Source organism: Sphingomonas sp., from assembly GCF_019746665.1.
GTDB lineage: Bacteria > Pseudomonadota > Alphaproteobacteria > Sphingomonadales > Sphingomonadaceae > Sphingomonas.
In genome coordinates this window covers 40,630-60,337 of record NZ_JAIERS010000019.1, presented here as the reverse complement: position 1 = coordinate 60,337, position 19,708 = coordinate 40,630, and the positions used below count along the sequence as shown (strand labels likewise).

Genomic DNA, 19,708 nt, shown 5'->3' with positions numbered 1-19,708 from the left:
GCTATAGCGCGGCGATGCTCATCCGCGTGATCGATCTGGAAACCACCGGCCCCGCGCCGCCCGCGCACGGCGTGTGCGAGATCGGCTGGCAGGATGTCGCGCAAGGCGCCGACGGCCGCTGGGAAATCGCGGGCGAGGGCGGGGCGTTGCTCGTCAATCCCGGGCGCCCGATCCCGCCGATCACCCAGGCGATCCACCATATCCTCGACGAGGAGGTGGCCGACGCGCCCTATTGGCACGATGTCGCGCGCCGCGTGCTCGATCCCTGGCCGCGTCGCCGCGCGCTCGCCGCGCACCGCGCCGATTTCGAGCAGGTGTTCTGCACCCCCGCGCTCAGCCACGGCGCCGAGTGGATCTGCACCTGGAAATGCGCGCTGCGGCTATGGCCCGATTCGCCCGCTTTCTCGAACCAGGTGCTGCGCTATTGGCGCCGGCCCGAGGGGCTGGAGCATGAACGCGGCCTGCCCGCCCACCGCGCCTTTCCCGATGCCTATGTCACGGCGCACCATCTGCGCGACATGCTGAACGAGGCGGGGCTCGACCAGTTGCTCGAATGGTCGCGGCTGCCCGGGCTGCTGCCCCGCGTGCGCTTCGGCCCCGATCGGGGGAAGGACTGGGCCGAGATCAGCGACGAATCGCTCGCCGGCTTCTTCGGCGATCGCGACCCCGATGTGCGCTACACCGCCGAGCAGGAGGCGGCGCGGCGCGGCATGGCCGGCCCGCGCCGGCGCGAGGACCGGCAGGAGCGGTTGTTCGATTAGCGGCCGGCCCGCCTCCGCGCGGCCGGATCGAACTCAAGGGTTTTCTTGGTCGCACCGCCGGGTTAACCCCCCCGCGATGTCGCTCGATCAGCCCCCGACCGGTCGTTTCGTCGATCGCGAACACCGCTTTCCGGTGCGGGTCTATTTCGAGGACACCGATCTTTCGGGCGTCGCCTATCACGCCAATTATCTGCGCTGGATGGAGCGTGCCCGCTCCGACATGCTGCGCCTGGCGGGCATCGACCAGCGCGCGGCGCATGAAGCGGGGGAGGGCGCCTATGCCGTCGCCGAACTCGTGATCAAATATCGCGCCCCCGCCCGGCTCGACGATGCGCTGGTGGTTGTCTCGCGCCTGATCGAGGTGCGGCCCGCATCCTGCCGCATTCATCAGCGAGTCATGCGCGGCGACGATAGCTTGAGCGCGGCGGAGGTCGTCGCCGCGTTCGTCGCCCCCAGTGGCCGGCCGCGCCGCCAGCCGGCCGATTGGATCAAAGCTTTCGCACCGCTCGTTTGGGCGGATTGACAGGAGTATCGCGTGGCGTTCGCGCTCAATACCAACCCCGTAACCTTGTCGCCGATCGCGCTGTTCCTGCAGGCGGATATCGTCGTGAAGCTGGTGATGATCGGGCTGCTGCTCGCCTCGATCTGGACCTGGGCGATCATCATCGCGGCGACGCTGAAGCTGGGCGGCGTCACCCGCCAGGGCGCGGCGTTCGAGCGCGATTTCGACCGGGCGGAGGATATCGACGGTTTCTACAAGCAGCATAGCGACAACCGGCTGCCGATCGCGCGCGTCTTCGCCGCCGGGGTCGGCGAGTGGCGCCGCTCGACGATGGGCGGGGTAATCGACCGCGAGGGCACGCGCGAGCGGCTCGCGACCGCGATGGGCGCGGCGGTGGCGAGCGAGATCGACGCGCTCTCCGACCGGCTGAACATCCTGGCGACCGTGGGCGCGGTGGCGCCGTTCGTCGGGCTGTTCGGCACCGTCTGGGGCATCATGCGCGCCTTCACCGGCATCGCCCAGGCGCAGAGCACCTCGCTCGCGGTGGTGGCACCGGGCATCGCGGAAGCGCTGTTCGCGACCGCGATCGGGCTGTTCGCGGCGATCCCGGCGGTGATCGCGTACAACCGCTTCAGCCACCGCATCAACCGCATCGAGGCGCGGCTCAACCGCTTCGCCGACAGCTTCCACGCGACGCTCAGCCGCCAGCTCGAAGTGGCGGGGAAACGGTGAGGGGTGGTGCTCCCGAGCGGATGGGGACACCCCTCCACCATGCTTCGCATGGTCCCCCTCCCCTTGCAGGGGAGGAACTGATCGTTGGCAAGCTCCTCCCCTGCAAGGGGAGGTGGCAGCCGCGCCAGCGGCTGATGGAGGGGTATCCCCGTTCGCCGAAGAGGGTTCAGCCATGGCGATGAACCTGCCTTCGCATCGCGGGCGCGGGCGGCGGGCGCCGCTCGCCGAGATCAACGTCACCCCGCTGGTCGACGTGATGCTGGTGCTGCTGATCATCTTCATGGTCACCGCGCCGCTGATGACCGCCGGCGTGCCGGTGAACCTGCCCGACAGCCGCGCCAAGCCGGTCGATCAGGACCAGAAGCCGGTGCAGATCGCGCTCGATGAAGCCGGACGGCTGTTCGTCGACGACAAGCCGGTGGCCGATGCCCAACTGCCCGCCACGCTCGAAAAGCTCGCGGCCGCGAACAAGGAGCGGCAGGTGTTCCTGCGCGCCGACCGCAAGCTTGCTTATGCCGAAGTGATCCGCGTGCTGGGCGAGCTCAACCGCGCCGGGCTCAACCGCGTCGCGCTGCTGACGGTGGCGAAGGAGCGCTAAAGAGTGGATCGCGCCGAGAGCACCGGGCTGGGCGTCGCGCTGATCGCGCATCTCGCCGTGCTCGCCTGGCTTTCGAGCAACTGGTTGGCGAAGCCGGTGCCGCCCAAGCCGCTCACGGTGCCGGTGACCGTGTCGCTGGTCGACGCGGTCGCGCTCCAGAGCAGCGCGCCGGCGACGGTCGAAGCCGCGCCCTCGCAGGCGCCCGATCTTGGCCCGCCCGAGGAAGCCGCGCCGCCGCCGCCCGAACCGGCGCCGCCCGTACCCAGGCCGAGCCCGCCCGAACCCGCGCCGCCCAAGCCGCAACCCGCGCCCAAGCCCGCCGAAGTCGCGGCCCCCAAGCCGCCCCAGCCCAAGCCGGCCGCGAAACCGGCGCCGGCGCTCGCCAAGACACCGCCCCAACCCGCGCCGGCGAAACCCGCGCCCAAGCAGCTCGCCGCCAATGACGCCGCCAAGGCCGCGCGCCCGCGCGGATCGCGCCTGAGCGACGAGCTTCTGAAAGGGCTGACCGACACCCCCAGCCCGAGCAAGACGGTCGCCCCCAAGGGCGCGGTGATCGACGCCAAGGCGCTGGCGAGCATCCAGGACGCCATTCGCCGCCAGATTCAGCCCTGCGCTGACCGCCAGGTGAACCCCGGGCCGGGCGCGAACGAGATCGTCACCACGCTCAATCTGCGGCTCAACCCCGATGGCAGTCTCGCCGATGATCCCAAGGTCGTGCGCCAGGCGGGGCTGGATGGCGAGAATAACCGTTATGCGCGGCGGGTGATCGATCTGGGCATCGCCGCGTTCAAGGCGTGTTCGCCGCTGAAACTTCCCAGCGAATATTACCAGACGGCGAATGGCGGCTGGGGCAACATCAACTATAACTGGCAATTACGGTGAGGATCATGCGCATCAAATGGCTGACCATCGCGCTGCTCGCGGCGACGCCCGGATTGGCGCAACAGCCGGCGACACCCCCCGCGTCCGCGCCCGCGCCCGCGCAGCAGCCGGCGGCGCCCGGGCAACAGCCGCCGCCGCTCGAAGTATCGGTGACGGGCGGCATCTCCGCGCCGCTCCCCATCGCGATCCCCGTCCTCCCCGCCGCCGCGACGGTGCAAACCCCCGCCGGCAGCACCGATGAACTCGGCGCGAAACTCGCCGAGGTGATGACCGCCGATCTGAAGAATAGCGGCCTGTTCACCCCGCTCGGCGCCGAACGCTTGCGCGCGATCGGCTATGACGAGGTGACCGCGCCGCAATTCGATTATTGGGGCGGCACCGGGGTGCAGGCGCTGGTGCAGGGCTTCGTCCGCGCCAATGGCGACGGCACGCTGACGGTGGGCTGTTATCTCTATGACGTGTTCGCCAAGGCCGAGCTGACGCGCCAGGGCTTCGTCGTCTCGCCCGCCGATTGGCGGCGCGCGGCGCACAAATGCGCCGACACCATCTATGCGCGGCTGACCGGCGAAGGCCCCTATTTCGACAGCCGCGTCGCCTATGTCTCCGAAACCGGCCCCAAGGGCCGGAGGATCAAGCGGCTCGCGATCATGGACCAGGACGGCGCCAATCACCGCTTCCTGACCAACGGCCAGTCGATCGTGCTCACCCCGCGCTTCGCGCCCAACCAGCAGACGATCGTTTACATGAGCTATGTGAACGATCAGCCGCGGGTCTATGTCTACGATATCGGCTCGGGCCGGCAGCGGCTGGTGGTGCAGAACGCCAGCCTCACCTTCGCGCCGCGCTTTTCCCCCGATGGCCGGTACATCCTGTTCTCGATGGCGGTGGGCGGCAATACCGATCTCTACCGGGTGAGCGTGAATGGCGGCGCGGCGCAGCGGCTGACGACCTCGCCCGGGATCGACACCGGCGGCAGCTACTCGCCCGATGGCGGCAAGATCGTTTTCGAAAGCGATCGTTCGGGCAGTCAGCAGCTTTATGTGATGGACGCCGATGGCGGCAACCAGCGCCGGATCAGCTTTGGCGGCGGGCGCTATGCGACGCCGGTGTGGAGCCCGCGCGGCGACCTGATCGCCTTCACCAAGATCGCGGGCAATTTCCGCATCGGGGTGATGAACCCGGGCGGTGGCGGCGAGAAACTGCTCACCGATGATTGGCAGGACGAGGGGCCGACCTGGTCGCCCAATGGCCGCGTGCTGATGTTCTTCCGCGCGACACAGGGCAGCTCGGGCAAGGCCGATATCTGGTCAGTCGATCTTACCGGGGTCAATCTGCGGCGGCTGCCGACGCCGCTCGACGGATCTGACCCAGGCTGGGGGCCGTTGCGCCCCTGAGGTTTCACGCGAGCTGAGAGCGGACCCAACTTCAAAGGAGAAGACCGATGAAAGTAGCGACCCCGTTGATGCTGACCGCCGCCTTGCTGACGGCCGCCTGCGCCAGCAAGCGCCCCCAGGATCGTCCGCCGGCGCCCGCCGATGTCGCCCCGCCCGCCGCGCAGACCACGCCGCAGACCGGGGTGGGCGATGCGGTCGTTCCGGGCTCCGCCGCCGATTTCAAGCGATCGGTGACGAGCGACACGGTCCATTTCGCGCTCGATCAATATGATATCGATGCCGAGGCGCGCGCCGTGCTCGACAGCCAGGTCGCGTGGCTGCGCCGCTATCCGCAGGTGCGCATCACGATCGAGGGGCATTGCGACGAACGCGGCACGCGCGAGTATAACCTGGCGCTCGGCGATCGTCGCGCCAATGCCGCGAAGAACTATCTCGCCGCCGCCGGGATCGACGCGAGCCGGATCACGACGATTTCCTATGGCAAGGAACGCCCGCTCGCGCTCGGTTCGGACGAAGCCAGCTGGGCGCAGAACCGCCGCGCGGTGACGATCGTTGTGAGCTGAGGCGGGCAGCCTCGGCTCGATCGCGGTACGAAACCCCGGCGCATCAAGCGCGGTGAGGGTGGCGCCGGGCAGCCGGCGCCGAGCCCCGCACACCGCCCCCACCTCCCAACCTCCTCCCCTGAAGGGGAGGAGGGGTTTGGCCTGCCGCGTCGATCGCTTCTTGCGCCTTCGAAATCATTTGCCCGGCCCCGGAAATCGATATAAATATGATATCGTATTTTCGGGAGGACAAGATGACCGAGTCGACCAATCTCAACCGCACCAGCGAGCGCCGGGCGAGTGCCGCGAGCGGTTACGCGATGCTGTTGGTGCTGCTGGCGGCGATCGTCGCCGTGATCTTCGGCGTCTCGATGATCGATGCCGCGCAGGAAGCCGCGCTCGCGGTGATCCTGCCGGCGGTGCTGGTGATCCTGTTCGTCGCGCCCGGCTTCTACATGCTCCAGCCGAACCAGGCGGCGGCGGTCACTTTGTTCGGCGCCTATGTCGGCACCGATCGCACCACCGGCCTGCGCTGGGTGCTGCCCTGGCTCGGCAAGAAGAAGATCAGCCTGCGCGCGAACAACATCATTTCCGAGCGGCTGAAGGTGAACGATCTGCGCGGCAACCCGATCGAGATCGCCGCGCAAGTCGTGTGGCGCGTGACCGACACCGCCCAGGCGCTGTTCGACATCGACGACTATAAGGCGTTCGTGATCGTCCAGATCGAGGCGGCGGTCCGCGCGATCGGCGCGCGCTACCCCTATGACGATTTCGAGCATCACGAGGTGACGCTGCGCGGCAATCACGACCAGATCGGCGCCGAGCTGCGCGACGAGCTGATGAAGCGGCTCGCGGTGGCGGGCGTCAGTGTCGACGAATGTGGCTTCACCCACCTCGCTTATGCGCAGGAGATCGCCGGGGCGATGCTGCGCCGGCAACAGGCGCAGGCGGTGGTCGCCGCGCGCCAGACGCTGGTCGAGGGCGCGGTCGGCATGGTGCAGATGGCGCTCGAGGCGCTCTCGCGCAGCAACGTCGTCGAACTGGACGATGAGCGGCGCGCGGCGATGGTCTCCAACCTGATGGTCGTGCTGTGCGGCGAGCGCGACACCCAGCCGATCGTCAACGCCGGTTCGCTCTACTGAGCGGTGGGGGGCGCGAAAAAGGCCTTTCCGCTGCGGCTCGATCCGCAGCTCTACGCGGCGATCGAACGCGCCGCCGCCGACGAGTTGCGCAGTGCCAACGCCCAGATCGAGCTGCTGCTGCGCGAGGCGCTGGCGCGGCGCGGGGTGAAGCTCGCCCCGCCCGAGCCGGTGCGCCGCGGGCGGCCGCCGAAGGGGGGCGATGATTGAGGTCGCGTCTGGCGTCGACCCACCCCCAGCCCCTCCCTTTCAGGGAGGGGAGCAGCACGATCAGTAGCCCCTCCCTGAAAGGGAGGGGTTGGGGTGGGTCGGGCCGCCGGGCAACCCGGCTCAGGGCGTGTACGCCGCCACCCGCACCGGCTCGGCGATCAGGAACGCGTCCGCCACCAATGCAAGCGGGGCACCATCGGCCTCGCTCGCGCCCGCTTCGACCAGCTCGGCGAAGCGCGCGTAGAGCCCTGGATATTCGGCGACCGGCGCGCGCTCGGCCGGGCCGCCGCCAAGCGACAGCGCCGCGCCGCCTTCGCTCAGCAGCAGCGTGCCGCCATCGGTGTCGAGCGCGATTTCCCAGCGCTCGCCCTGTTCCTCGCGAAAGTCGAAATCGCCCGCGATCGTCGCCTCGCGGTGCGCGAAGGTCACTTGGGCGGCGATCGGGGTCGCGGCGCCCTCGGGCACTTCGAAGCGGGCGCGCTCGACCGTCACCGGGCCGGGCAGGATCGCGGTCAGGATCGACAGCCCGTTAATGCCTGGGTCGAACACGCCGAGCCCGCCCGGCTGCCACAGCCAGGCCTGCCCCGGATGCCATTTGCGCGCGCTTTCGCGCCAGGTGATCCGCCCGCCAGTCACGCGCTTGTCGCGCAGCCAGTCGCGCGCTGGTGCGACCATCGGCGCGAAGCGGCTGTGCCAGCTGGCGAACAGCGGCACCTTGGCGCTTTCCGCCGCGCGCACCACCGTCTGGAAGGCGCCGGGCGTGGTGGCTGGCGGCTTTTCGAGGAAGGTCGCGAGCCCCGCCGCGATCGCATCCAGGGCGATCGCCACCCGCGGCTGCGGCGGCATACACAAGGCCACCGCGTCGACCGCCACCCCCAGCTTCAACAGCTCATCAAGCGACTTGGCATTGGGCACCCCCGCCACCCCGCCGCCGCTGCGATCGACCGTCGCGGCGAGCTGGAACCGCGGATTGGCGGCGATCGCGGGCAGATGCTGGTCACGCGCTATCTTGCCGAGCCCGACGACCGCGATATTGATAGCCATATTCACCCTTTCGCGGCGCCGTGGCACGGCTATTTATATGACATATATGCTGGTCACCGCCCCGCGCCAACCGAAAGCCGAATGATGACGGCCCCACAGCGTCTGCGCTCGCGCGCCTGGTTCGACAATCCCGACAATGTCGACATGACCGCCCTCTATATCGAGCGCTACCTGAATTTCGGCCTCAGCCAGGCCGAGCTGCAAGGCAACCGCCCGATCATCGGCATCGCCCAGACGGGGAGTGACCTCGCCCCCTGCAACCGCCATCACCTCGTGCTCGCCGAGCGGGTGCGCGACGGCATTCGCGACGCGGGCGGCATCCCGATCGAATTTCCGATCCACCCGATCCAGGAAACCGGCAAGCGCCCGACCGCCGCGCTCGACCGCAACCTGCAATATCTCAGCCTGGTCGAAGTGCTCTACGGCTATCCGCTCGACGGCGTGGTGCTGACGATCGGCTGCGACAAGACGACGCCCGCCTGCCTGATGGCGGCGGCGACGGTGAACATCCCGGCGATCGCGCTTTCGGTCGGGCCGATGCTCAACGGCTGGTATCAGGGCAAGCGCACCGGCTCCGGCACGATCATCTGGCGCGCGCGCGAACTGCTCGCGGCGGGCGAGATCGACCATGCCGGCTTCGTGAAGCTCGTCGCGAGCTCGGCGCCCTCGACCGGCTGGTGCAACACGATGGGCACCGCGACGACGATGAACAGCCTGGCCGAGGCGCTGGGGATGCAGCTGCCCGGCGGCGCGGCGATCCCCGCCCCGCACCGCGACCGCGCCCAATTCGCCTATGAAACCGGCCTGCGCGCGGTCGAGCTGGTGCGCGAGGATCTGAAGCCTTCCGACATCATGACCCGCGCGGCGTTCGTGAACGCGATCATCGTCAATTCGGCGCTGGGCGGCTCGACCAATGCGCCGATCCATTTGCAGGCGATCGCCCGGCACATGGGGGTGGACCTGAGCCTCGCGGATTGGGAGCGGTTCGGTCTCGACGTACCGCTGCTGGTGAATTTGCAGCCGGCGGGCGAATATCTCGGCGAGGATTTCTATCGCGCGGGCGGGGTACCGGCGGTGGTGAGCGAATTGCTCAGGCAAGGGCTGCTGCACGCCGACGCGCTCACAGTCAGCGGCAAGAGCCTGGGCGAGAATTGCCGCGACGCTGCGATCCTCGACGCCGACGTGATCCACCCGTTCGATCGGCCGCTGAAACCGGCCGCCGGCTTCATCGTGCTCGGCGGCAATTTGTTCGACGAGGCGATCATGAAGACGAGCGTGATCTCGCTCGAATTCCGCAGCCGCTATCTGGAGAACCCAGACGATCCGCAGGCGTTCGAGGGGCGCGCGATCGTGTTCGATGGCCCCGAGGATTATCACGCGCGGATCGACGACCCCGATCTCGCGATCGACGAAAACTGCATCCTGGTGATGCGTGGCACCGGCCCGGTCGGCTATCCGGGCGCGGCGGAGGTCGTGAACATGCGCCCGCCCGCCTATCTGTTGAAAGCGGGCATCCACGCGCTGCCGTGCATCGGCGACGGGCGGCAATCGGGCACCTCAGGCAGTCCCTCGATCCTGAACGCCGCGCCCGAGGCGGCAGTGGGTGGCGGCCTTGCGCTGCTCCAGACCGGGGATCGGGTGCGCGTCGATCTCGGCAAGCGCCGTGTCGACATGCTAGTGAGCGACGAAGAGATCGCGGCGCGGCGCGCGGCGTTCGAGGCGGCGGGGGGCTATCCCTATCCGCCGTCGCAGACGCCGTGGCAGGCGATCCAGCGCGGCGTGGTCGGCCAGCTCAACACCGGGCACATCCTGGAGGGGGCGGAGGCGTTCCAGCGTATCGCCCAGAGCTTCGGGCTGCCGCGCGATAGCCATTAGGGCAGCGCGCGTTCGCGCGATTGGGCCGTATTCCGGCAAGGCTGGTGGCCGCGACATCGGGGAGGCCAACGGGGCTCACTGTGCAAGCGTGACTGGGCAAGCGCGTTCAGGGGCCATGACCGCTGCGACCAATCCCGCCCGGCCTACCGCCGAGCACGCGTCGGTCGACGTCGCGTAATTCGCGTCGTCGACCATGAGCGTCATCAGCGCGTCCAGGTCGCGCTCGGCCCAGGCGCGGTCCAATGCGTCGAGCCGCGGGGGCACGGCGGACTCCAAACGCGCGCCGCCGAGAAGCCCAACGCCCGCATCGACCTCGACCCCGAGGCTGCTCGGCGTCTGGCGCGGTGAAGCGGTCGATCATGCCTTGGCACGTGTCCCCAAAATATTGTGACATTGCCATGGCCATCATCTTACAAGTTGACGAAGATATGACGACATTACTTCTTTAGATTACGTCCAATTAATCACTATTGCACATTGAGATTACAAGCGAATCACTCTATCAAAAGTTCATACACTTTCTATCGACCGGGCCGATTCTGTATTTTGCCGAGGCCGTCTGGTTTCCCAATAATATGATAACCGCAAAGGAGCTTGATCATGGCAATCGAAGTGAAATCGACCTCGATCAATCTTAATCAGACGGCGAAATTTGTATTTGATCGGCCGGTGTTATCCAACGTCATTGGTATATCGTTCTTCAGCATGACTTATGGAAATGACGACCATCATATCAAGAAAATCAGTCTATCGATTCAACCAAGCTGGAGCAATAATGAAGTTCAGGCCAGCGTCACCGCCCAACTGGTCGACGATTCGGGCAATCTGATCGACAAGGCGGACTCGGTGGTCGGGCTCGTCTGTATCGCCAATACCGACGCGGCGGACAATAACCTGGCGCTCGCCACGGTCGACGGCATCCTCACCGGAACGCAATCGCCGGACATCGCGCTGCCGGGAAATTCGCTCAAATTCGCGCAACCCGGGGTGGCTGGCTTCGCGCTTGCCTTCGCCGATGGCGACCACCATCTGCGCCAGCTGCTGGTCTCGCTGGGCTTCGCCAACCACGGCAACACCGGCAGGATCAGCGCTGATGCCGCCATGGTCGACAGCAGCGGCCATTCCGCCAGCACCGAAAGCGCCGATGCGATCCTCGTCGCGGGCAATTATGCGGAAACCGGGGTCGAGATGGTCATGCTCACCAATCAGCAGACCAGCAGCCCGCAGACCGTCGGATTCAGCAAGCCGCTGTCGCAGGCGGTCGTGCTGGTGAACGGCTTCACCGTCACCTTCAAGGGCAAAGACCATCATGTGAAGACGATCGGCGCGGGTTGCTCGGGCTGGACGTTGAACGGCACCGACACGAGCAAGGTGATGCTCAACGACGCGCGCGCCTTCGTTAGCGACGATTCGGGCAACACCCAGGACGATCAGGCCTCGTTCGTCAATCTGGTGATCGTCGGCATCCCCTCCAACTGAACGCCAGCCGCCTGCGGCACGGCAAGGCCGCGGGCGCGCTCTCCGCGCAATCACAGGCAGCCGCGTCGGGGTGTCGGCGAATGACGCGCCCCGCCAGTCAAGAGGCATGGCATGGTCGACAATTCGGTACCCGCGATCCGCACCTTCCAGATGGACGGCTCGGCGATCGGCAAGCTCTCCAGCGCGGTCAACCTGTTCCGCGGTGACGTGAACCTCACCCAATCGGTGGTCACGCTGCCCGGGCGGACCCAGAATTCCGGGCTCGATATCGATATCTCGCTCCAGTATCAGAGCAATGTCGCCGAAGCGGCGGTCACCTGGAACCGCGATGCGCCGACCGGCGTGCTCGGCCTGGGGTGGAGCTTCCCGCTCAGCTATATCGAGGCGGCGGACAGCGGCTCACCGGTCGCCAGCACACGCCAATATACGCTCTACGACAATGGCGTTCCGAACAGCCTTTATCGCCAGGCGGCGGTGCCGGTGCTGTTCACGCTGCCGGCAAGCGTCGCGCGGGCGCTCGTTCCGGGTGCGCCGGTGCCTGTCGCGGTGCTCGACGGCTTCCACGCGATGGGGCTGCCGCTCGATCCCGCCGCCACGCTCGCGGGGAGCGGCCCCTGGACGATCGACGACCCCGCCTTGCAACAGCAGTTCACGCTGGACGCCGAGGGAGACGCGATCGCAGTACGCTATGGCGGCGAATGCTATGCGCTCCAGAACTACAAGTTCAGCCTGATCGCCTATTTTCCCGCCTATGAGCGGTGGCTGATCGTCACCGAGGCGGGGATGGTGCAGTTGTTCGGCGGGCTGGGCGCCGACACGCCAGACCATTTCCGCACCGGCATCGCCAACAGTATCGCCTGGGAGGTGTGGTGGCGCGGGGCGAGCGATCGCCCGAGCTGGCGCGGCGCCTCGAACGTCACCGATGGGCAGGTGCAGGTGGCGCGCGCCTGGTATCTCACCGGCATCCGTGACCGCTTCGGCGACCGGATCGGCTTTGCCTATAATGGCTGGGACCGTGATCCCGCGACCGGCCTGATCCCCGATGTCGAGCAGCGCGTCGGGACGGACGGGCTGCCTTTCACCAAGGCGGTCTATCTGACCGGGGTGACCGACGTCTTCGGCCGCTCGGTCGAGCTAAGCTACGGCGACAAGCTGTGGGGGCCGGACGATGCCGACCCGCGCGAATATTGCGATCCGCACCGCGCCGTGCCCTCGACCGCGCCCAGCCCCTATCAGGACCGTTACGAAACCAAGTTCCTGGCGGGCCTGGCGGCACATGACGCGCAAGGCGTGCCGCTGTTCAGCTATCGCTTCCTCTACGCGCCGCGCCCGGACGCGGAGGGGCGCGCGCGCGAGGTGGCCAATGTTACCGCCAGCAGCGGCGCGCTGGAGGGCGATACCTACAAGCGGTTCCTGGCCGGCATCGAAATGGCCTATGCCGATGGCAGCACCGCGCCGTCGCTCGATTTCGGCTATTATCTCCAGCGCGTCGACGATCCCGATCGTCCCACCGGCTACGCGCCCGCCGCACTGGCGAGCATCACCTATCCCGAAGGCGCGACCGCGCGTTACGACTATAGCCTGCAATCGCTCGCCGCCTGTGATCGCAGCGTTGCGGTCACCCGTCCGACGGCGCTGGGGGCGGGCGGCTCGCCGCGCGTCTTCTTCGGAGCCGATTACGCGGTCGTCACTTATTACAACGCCAATGCCGGTCGCGGTACGCTGACGATGCAGGTCTTCACCTGGACCGGGGCGTGGCTCGGCTGGCAGGCGCACGAGGATGCCGTGCTCGACAAGCAGGGCCTCGATCTCGATTCGCTCGACGTGCTGGCCGACGACGCGTTCCTCGCGCTGCACTTCAACCGGCTCGCCGGCACCGGCACCCCGCAGCGCGTGGTTTATGTCTTCCAGCGCGATACCGCGCGGCAGGGCCAGTGGCTGCCGGCGACGATCAACGGCCGCGTCACCGCCCCCAATGCCCCCTCGCTGGTCTATGACAATGTCCAGCTCGATCCCGGCTTCGCCTCGGGCGCCAGCTTTTTCCTGGTGACGAGCATCGCCGGAACCGCGAGCGACTTCTACGAACGCGTCACCTTCCGCTGGACCGACATGGCCTGGACGGTCGAACGCTTTCCGCTCACCCAGTGGAGCTGGTTCGCGGCGCGTGGGGACTATTACGCGCTGCTCGACGCGAGCGGCGCCCTGACGGTCCATTATCTCGACGGCACGCTCGCCTGGCAGGCGACGGCGCCGGTTGCGATCACCGGGCTCTACACGCTCGATCCGCGCGGCGTTCAGGTCGTGCCCGGCAACGGCATGGTCGTGGTGAGCAACCTGCTCGCCTCGGGCAACATGTTTCAACTATGGCCCGCGCGCTGGGACGCCGACTATGCCGTTACGGTCGACGCGTTCGACCCGGTGACCTTCACCCCCGGCAGCGGCACCACCGCCAACACGCTGTTCACGCCGACGATCGTCGAGGACACGATGATCGCGGTGAACGGGGTAATCTACCGCTTCACCGGCGCCCAGTGGCTCGCCAACCAGAACCTGACGCCGCCGCCCTCGGTCACCGATACCGAGATACGCTACGCCTATGGCCCCGATTGGGTGATCCAGATTCTCGCGCCCACCAATTCGATCACGTTGCCCACCGGCTTCGCGCTCGGCTTCGACGCCACGCGCAACACCGGCGATTGGCCGCAGGCGGGCACCGCGCTCAAGCAAAGCCTGCCGCCCCAGGAGGCGCGCTATCTCAACTGGCCGAGCAGCGGCGGCGCCGATTGGGCGGTCGCCGGGCCTTATGTCTATTTCCGCGGCATCGCCGATGATTGGGCGGTGATCGTCGCCGAGGCGGCGACGATCGACCTCGCGAGCGAGATCGGCGGGGTGAGCGCCGTCCTAAACTCGGACTCGCTGGTCAACCAGGCGCCCGGCTTCCTGAGCTTCGTCGTCAACGATGGCGCCAACCCGGTCGCGGTCAAATCGGCGGTGCTGCGCAATGGCGGCCAGTTCCAGGCGCTGGGGTCGTTCGACGGCCAGAAGATGACCTATCCCGGCATGGCCGGGGGCATCGCCGGCGCCGGCGTCTATGCGGGCGGCCCGCAGATGTTCATGACCTATCCAGCGCGCGCGATCAGCTTCGACAGCAGCGACACCGTCTATCTCAATCATTTCGCGGGTTCGGCCCTGCAGGGCAACATCGTCCATTTCGCGGTGGCGCGGCTGACGATCGACTATGGCTATGAAACGCCCGTGCCCACGCTCTACGAGTTCGACACGAGCAGCGCGGCGTGCGATCCATCGGGCCGGATCGTCAAATATTACCGCGCCCGGGTCTATCCCGATTGCGCCGATCGCGCGGCGCCCGCCAACGGCTATACCGAAAATCTCTACCTCAACGGCCTGACGATCACCCAGGGCAATTACTACAACATGCTCGACGGGATGCTGCGCCGCACCGCGACCTATGACAGCGACGGCGTGCTGCGCGAGGCGACGGCGTATGAGTATTCCGTCTTCACGCAGGTGTCGCTCACTCCGGGCGATCCGGGGGCGGGCGCGGTGCAGCTGCATGGTGGGTTCGCGACGACCACCGCGATCGAGGATTTCCGCGACGGGCTGACGACCCACAAGCGGAGCTACTATGTCGCCCCCGGCCAGCCCGCGCCGTTCGGCAGCCGGCCGGTGCTGCAATCCACCGACAGCTATACCGCGAACGGCGACCGCCAGACGTTCGAGAATGGCGCGGTTTATGGCGCCCAAGTCTATCCAGGGCTGCGCGCGATCCATGCGCTATCCGACATCGCCGAGAGCTCCGCGCAAGCGCGCCCGATCGGGGGCGAGGGGGCGCCGGTGCCGATCAAGGCGGCGGCGACCACCTATCAGCCCTGGGCGACGTTGCTCGGCGACGGGGTCACCGCCTGGGCGTGCGAGGCGCGTTTCGCGCTTGAAAGCGCGTCGAGCGTCGGCTTCCCGTTCGCCGATTATCACGCCGGCAACAGCCCCGCGGGGTGGACGTTGGGCCAGCGCTTCACCCGGCGTACCCGCTACGGCCTGGAGCTTGAGAGCCTGAGCGCGCTCGGCGTGCCGACCGCGACGCTTTACGCCCAGGACGAACAGTTCCCGGTGGCGCAATGCGCCAACGCGGGCGCCGGCGGCTTCGCCTATAGCGACTTCCAGCCCTATGACGCGTTCGAGGGCTGGCGGTTCGACGGCACGCGGTTCCGCACCGATCTGGCGCGGACGGGCGTCCAGTCGCTCGCGCTGCCGGGCGGCGCGAGCGCGACGGTAACGATCGCGCCATATCAGGCGGGCGCGGCCTATGTCGCGGGCTGCTGGTATCGCACCGATCCGGGCTATGCGCCGGTCGCGGGGAGCGGGCTGGCGGCGACGGTGACGATCGACGACGTTGCCCAGCCGGCGGCGACGCTCGATTTCGAGGCGACCGATGGGGCCTGGGTCTATCGCACGCTGCCCGTGCCGGTGCCCGGCGCGAGCGAAGGCGCGGCGCTATCGATCGCGCTGGTGATCGCCAACCACGGTGCCGTCGAGGTTCAGATCGACGCGGCGCTGCTGGTGCCGCTCGCCAACGGATTGACCGGGCGCACGTTCGATGGCGCGACGCACGCCGTGCTCGCGTCGATGGTCGCGAGCGGGGCGACGAGTTTCAGCTATTATGACGACACCAACCGCGCCGCGCTAACCGCTGGGCCGACGGGCGACGTGCAGGAGATCGCGCTCAACTTCCTCTCGCGCGCTGGCGCGCCCGCCGGCGCCTTCGATCCCGCCAGCCCCAATGCCGCGGTAACGGCGCATCCCGCCGGCGGCGGCCAGGTCGAGACCTTCCGTGATGCCGGCGCCTGGCGCGCGCGCTGGGCGACGGATGGCGATGCCGCCGCCTGGACGGTCGCGGGCGACGTGCTCAGCTACACCGGCAGCACCCCGGGCACGCTACGCTGGACGGGCGCCGAACCAAGCGGCGCCTATGCGCTCTATCTCGAACTGATCCCCAGCGCGGGCAGCACGATCGCGGTGACGTTCGGCGACATCGTCGTCGGCTTCGACGGCACCGGCTATCACGCGGCGCAAGGCGCGGACCCCATCGCGCCGCTCACCGCGCGTGTCGCGCCGGCGCGGCAATGGCTGGTGCTCGCCGATGCCGGCATCTTCCTGTTCTTCGCCGGCGGTCAATTGCTGTTCAGCGCCAAGCGGGCACCCGCCACCCGCGCCATCGCGGTCACGCTGGGCGGCGGCGCCACAGGGGTGAAGAACCTGACCATCGGCAGCGACATGCGGCTCGGCCTTACCTATACCGACGCCGCCGAGCGCCAGCGCCAGGCGCATCAACTGGTCGGCGCGGACAGCGTGGTCGCGCAGACGGTGAATGACGGGCTCGACCGCGTGATCGCGGTTACCAAGAGCGCGCCCGGCAGCTTCGGCGGCGGCGCGGCGGTGGCGCCGTTGCAATATCACCCCGGCTTCGTCGATGTGCCGGGCTTCCTCGCCAATCTCGGCTCGACCTGGCAGATGCCGGGTGACGTCGCCGATTATTATCGCGGCCAGCAGGACGGGCCGGTGCGCCGCAGCGACGACCAGGGCTATCCCTATCATGGCACCCGCTACGAGCCGTCGCCGCGCTCGGTGACGCTCGAAACCGGGGCGCCGGGCAAGGAATGCGCGATCGACCTCACCGTGCCGGCCGCCGACCGCAAGACGGTGCAGTTCGATTACGGCGCGACCGGCGGCGGAGACGACGGTCCGATCTTCGCGCGCCAAACCGTCATCAGCCCGGCCAAGGTGCAGGCAGCGACCCTGCTCGACATGCTCACCCAACAGGTCGGCTCGACCAGCGCCGCCGCCGATGGATCGGGCACCGAAGCCTCCGAAGGGCTATATGCGTACACGATCGCGGAGAGCGGGCCGGTCGTCTCCGTCACCACCCGGCTGCCCAACGCCACCGGCAGCGGCCCACAGCAAGGCGATGCCGATTATGTGCGCGTCGCGACGACCAACCCGCTCCAGCTGAGCGAGGGCTTCGCCGACAGCGACGCCGGGCTGGTCCGCTTCGTTCATGATGCGGCGGGCAATCTGCGCTTCGTCCAGCCGGCGATGGACAGCGGCGAGGCCTGGTATCTCTATTACAAGTTCGACGCGCTCAACCGGATGGTCGAACAGGGGGTGGTCGAGGGCATCTGGGACGCGGCGACGCTGCGCGCGCGCGCCGATGATCCCAGCTATCCGACGGACGGCACGCCCGCCACCGTCTGGCGGTTCGACGGCGACGGCGGCGATCCCGACCTGATCGGGCAGAAATCGAGCTCGACCAGCTATAACGCCGCGCCCGGCGATGATCCCGCGGCGGGCGCGGTGACGGTCGACACCGACTATCGCTATGCCGCGAACGGCCAAGTGGCGAGCGTCACCACCCGGCTATCGGGCGCGAGCGACGCCGCTGGCACCATCGGCTATGCCTATAATCCGCTGAACGAGGTGGTCGCGATCGACTATCCCGCCGGTTGCCCGGTGGCGACGGTCCATTACCGCTTCAACCAGTTGGGCAAGGTCGTCGCGATCGGCACCAGCCCGGGGGGCGACGATCTCGGGCGCTTCACCTACGCGCCCGATGGCGGCGTCGCGATCCAAGCGCTCGGCGATGCCTGGACGGTCGCGGCGAGCAGCGATCCGCGTGGCAATCCGCTCTCGATCGAAACGCGGGCGACCACCGGCGACCAGTCGCTCGCGATGCGCTTCGCCTACGCCCCGGACGAGGCGGTGACCGAGCGCGACATCACGCTGAGCCTGGCCGGCGCGGCGGCCGACTATCACGGCACCATCGGCTATGACGGCCAGCGCCGATACAATGCGCTCAGCGGCACCCAGAGCCAGGCGATCACCCAGTTCGATCCGAACGGCAATATCTGGGCGGGGACGATTGGCAGCGCCGCGACCGACTTCACTTACGCCCCCGGCACCGACCGCGTCGCCAGCGCGACCCTGGGCACGGCGGTTGCGACCGATTTCGCCTTCAACGCGCGCGGCCAGCAGACGCAGGGGCTGGGCCGCACGCTCGCCTATGATCGCTGCACGGCGATGGCGGTGGCGATCGCGCGCGGCGATAACCGCATCCGTCTGGCCTATGGCGACGCCAGCCAGCGCGTGTTGAAGCAGCTGCGCGCCGGCGTCGGACAAACCATCGCCTATTTCAACGGCGTGAGCAGCGAGCCGCTCGCGACGCTGATCGACGGCGCGTGGACCGCCTATGTTCAGGGGCCGGCGGGGCTGCTCGCGGTGCTGCGGGGCGCGGATCGGCGCTATCCGCTGAAGGACCCGACCCAGAGCTGCTGGGCGCTGGTCGATGCGAACGGTGCGGTCGCGCAGTATGGCTATCTCCCCTTCGGCCAGCCTTTGATCCCGATCGGCGTCGACCCAAGCGGGTTCGCGAGGCTGTTCCAGGGCCAGGAATGGGATGGCGAGGTCGGGCTCTACAACTTCAAGGCCCGACTCTACGATCCTGACCAGATGCGCTTCCTCGCGCCCGATCCGCAAAACCAGTTTCCGAGCCCCTATCTGTTCGCCGGCAACGTTCCGCTGATCGCGGTCGATCCGAGCGGACAGCTGTCGATCTGGGCGCGGGTTGGCATCGGCCTCGCGCTGGTGGCGGTGACGGCGGCGGGGCTGCTGCTGACGCCGTTCACCGGCGGCGCGTCGGACGCGGCGGCGGGCTCGGTCGACGCGGCGCTGATCGGGGCGGAAGGCGCCGAGTTGGGGGTCGAGGTCGCCGCCGGCGTCACCGCCGAAGCCGCCGCCGAAACCGTGACCGGATCGGCGATCGCGACGATCGGCAACAGCGTGTTCAGCGGCACCTTGGTCGGCGCGGGCTTATCCGGCCTGCAATATGACGTCACCCACGGACGCGACTTCACCGCCGCCGGCTTCTTCTCGGCTGTGGGGATCGGCGCGCTGTCGGGCGCCGCCGGCGGCCTGGCGAGCGGCGGGATCAGCGCGCTTGGCAATGTCGCGCGCGGGGCGATGGAGCTCAGCAGCTTGCAGGGCAGCACCTCTTACGGCGCGATCTTCGCTCGTATCGGCACCAAGGCGGCGCTCAGCGCGGTATCGGGCGCGGCGAGCAGCGATGTCAGCAAGATCGTCACCAATCTGGTGGGCCACCAGCCCTGGTATCAGGGCCTGGGGCAGGCGACATGGACCGGGGCGCTCAAAGGTGCCGCGACCGGCGCCCTGTCGAGCGCCTGGCAGCAAAGCAATTACCTCACCAGCAATGCGATCAACGCGGGCGGCACCTCGGCCAAGATCGGCAACACGATTGTTCGTTTTTCGAGCGCGGTGGCCGATCTCAGCAAGAAGCTGCAGACCAACGACGCCTATGCGATCTTCGGCGTGGTCGCGTTCCACATCGCCGGCGGCTATGCCGCCTGGGGAGCCTATGAGCTTTCACGCAGCGATTGAACCCGCGACGGGCTGAGCAACGCATAACTGCCACCAAAACCGCCGGCTTGGCATGATCGGCCGCCGCCTGCCCCTTCGCGCCGA

Annotated in this window: 14 protein-coding genes; 12 read left to right on the top strand and 2 right to left on the bottom strand. The window is 68.0% G+C overall.

All coding sequences use genetic code 11. The features are described 5' to 3' along the window. Positions 1–14: 14 nt before the first annotated feature. The 9 genes from K2X73_RS12305 (at position 15) to K2X73_RS12265 (ending at position 6,760) form a co-directional block, all read left to right on the top strand. The gene (locus K2X73_RS12305) at positions 15–761 is read left to right on the top strand and encodes an exonuclease domain-containing protein (protein WP_294111281.1); all 747 of its coding nucleotides are present in this window, start codon (positions 15–17) and stop codon (positions 759–761) included. Positions 762–837: 76 nt separating this feature from the next. Further along, complete coding sequence (locus tag K2X73_RS12300; protein WP_294111279.1) at positions 838–1,284, top strand: YbgC/FadM family acyl-CoA thioesterase; 447 nt, start codon at positions 838–840, stop codon at positions 1,282–1,284. Between the two features lie 12 nt (positions 1,285–1,296). After that, positions 1,297–1,995 (top strand): protein TolQ, encoded by a 699-nt coding sequence (tolQ, locus tag K2X73_RS12295; protein ID WP_294111278.1) that lies wholly within the window; start codon positions 1,297–1,299, stop codon positions 1,993–1,995. A gap of 172 nt (positions 1,996–2,167) precedes the next feature. Then, positions 2,168–2,593 carry a protein TolR gene (gene tolR, locus K2X73_RS12290; protein WP_294111276.1) on the top strand — a complete coding sequence of 142 codons (426 nt, stop codon included), beginning with the start codon at positions 2,168–2,170 and terminating at the stop codon, positions 2,591–2,593. 3 nt (positions 2,594–2,596) lie between these two features. Next, entirely contained in the window at positions 2,597–3,475 is an 879-nt protein-coding gene (locus K2X73_RS12285) for a cell envelope biogenesis protein TolA (RefSeq protein ID WP_294111274.1), read from the top strand. 5 nt (positions 3,476–3,480) lie between these two features. Next, positions 3,481–4,869: a Tol-Pal system beta propeller repeat protein TolB gene (gene tolB, locus K2X73_RS12280; RefSeq protein WP_294111271.1), complete on the top strand. Its 1,389-nt coding sequence runs from the start codon at positions 3,481–3,483 to the stop codon at positions 4,867–4,869. A gap of 47 nt (positions 4,870–4,916) precedes the next feature. Next, positions 4,917–5,432, top strand: coding sequence for a peptidoglycan-associated lipoprotein Pal (gene pal, locus K2X73_RS12275; RefSeq protein WP_294111270.1), 516 nt, complete (start codon positions 4,917–4,919; stop codon positions 5,430–5,432). 233 nt (positions 5,433–5,665) lie between these two features. After that, on the top strand, positions 5,666–6,553 hold the full coding sequence (locus K2X73_RS12270; RefSeq protein WP_294111268.1) for an SPFH domain-containing protein: 888 nt from the start codon (positions 5,666–5,668) through the stop codon (positions 6,551–6,553). A gap of 3 nt (positions 6,554–6,556) precedes the next feature. Next, positions 6,557–6,760, top strand: coding sequence for a toxin-antitoxin system HicB family antitoxin (locus K2X73_RS12265; protein WP_294111267.1), 204 nt, complete (start codon positions 6,557–6,559; stop codon positions 6,758–6,760). 120 nt (positions 6,761–6,880) lie between these two features. On the opposite strand, the gene K2X73_RS12260 is transcribed toward K2X73_RS12265, so the two are convergent. Further along, complete coding sequence (locus K2X73_RS12260) at positions 6,881–7,804, bottom strand: Gfo/Idh/MocA family oxidoreductase (protein ID WP_294111265.1); 924 nt, start codon at positions 7,802–7,804, stop codon at positions 6,881–6,883. An 84-nt stretch (positions 7,805–7,888) separates the two neighbouring features. Between K2X73_RS12260 and K2X73_RS12255 the strand changes: the two genes are divergently transcribed. Continuing rightward, complete coding sequence (locus tag K2X73_RS12255; protein WP_294111263.1) at positions 7,889–9,679, top strand: IlvD/Edd family dehydratase; 1,791 nt, start codon at positions 7,889–7,891, stop codon at positions 9,677–9,679. Between the two features lie 75 nt (positions 9,680–9,754). On the opposite strand, the gene K2X73_RS12250 is transcribed toward K2X73_RS12255, so the two are convergent. After that, positions 9,755–9,943 carry a hypothetical protein gene (locus K2X73_RS12250; protein WP_294111261.1) on the bottom strand — a complete coding sequence of 63 codons (189 nt, stop codon included), beginning with the start codon at positions 9,941–9,943 and terminating at the stop codon, positions 9,755–9,757. Positions 9,944–10,384: 441 nt separating this feature from the next. On the opposite strand from K2X73_RS12250, the gene K2X73_RS12245 reads away from it, so the two are divergent. Beyond that, positions 10,385–11,158: a hypothetical protein gene (locus tag K2X73_RS12245; RefSeq protein ID WP_294111259.1), complete on the top strand. Its 774-nt coding sequence runs from the start codon at positions 10,385–10,387 to the stop codon at positions 11,156–11,158. A 111-nt stretch (positions 11,159–11,269) separates the two neighbouring features. Further along, positions 11,270–19,624, top strand: a complete 8,355-nt coding sequence (locus tag K2X73_RS12240; RefSeq protein WP_294111257.1) for an RHS repeat-associated core domain-containing protein — start codon at positions 11,270–11,272, stop codon at positions 19,622–19,624. The last annotated feature ends 84 nt before the right edge of the window (positions 19,625–19,708 follow it).

Coding starts and splice junctions, on each gene's coding strand:
- K2X73_RS12305 (WP_294111281.1), top strand. CDS start 15: ATGCTCATCCGCGTGATCGATCTGGAAACCACCGGCCCCGCGCCGCCC.
- K2X73_RS12300 (WP_294111279.1), top strand. CDS start 838: ATGTCGCTCGATCAGCCCCCGACCGGTCGTTTCGTCGATCGCGAACAC.
- tolR (WP_294111276.1), top strand. CDS start 2,168: ATGGCGATGAACCTGCCTTCGCATCGCGGGCGCGGGCGGCGGGCGCCG.
- tolB (WP_294111271.1), top strand. CDS start 3,481: ATGCGCATCAAATGGCTGACCATCGCGCTGCTCGCGGCGACGCCCGGA.
- pal (WP_294111270.1), top strand. CDS start 4,917: ATGAAAGTAGCGACCCCGTTGATGCTGACCGCCGCCTTGCTGACGGCC.
- K2X73_RS12270 (WP_294111268.1), top strand. CDS start 5,666: ATGACCGAGTCGACCAATCTCAACCGCACCAGCGAGCGCCGGGCGAGT.
- K2X73_RS12260 (WP_294111265.1), bottom strand. CDS start 7,804: ATGGCTATCAATATCGCGGTCGTCGGGCTCGGCAAGATAGCGCGTGAC.
- K2X73_RS12255 (WP_294111263.1), top strand. CDS start 7,889: ATGACGGCCCCACAGCGTCTGCGCTCGCGCGCCTGGTTCGACAATCCC.
- K2X73_RS12245 (WP_294111259.1), top strand. CDS start 10,385: ATGACTTATGGAAATGACGACCATCATATCAAGAAAATCAGTCTATCG.
- K2X73_RS12240 (WP_294111257.1), top strand. CDS start 11,270: ATGGTCGACAATTCGGTACCCGCGATCCGCACCTTCCAGATGGACGGC.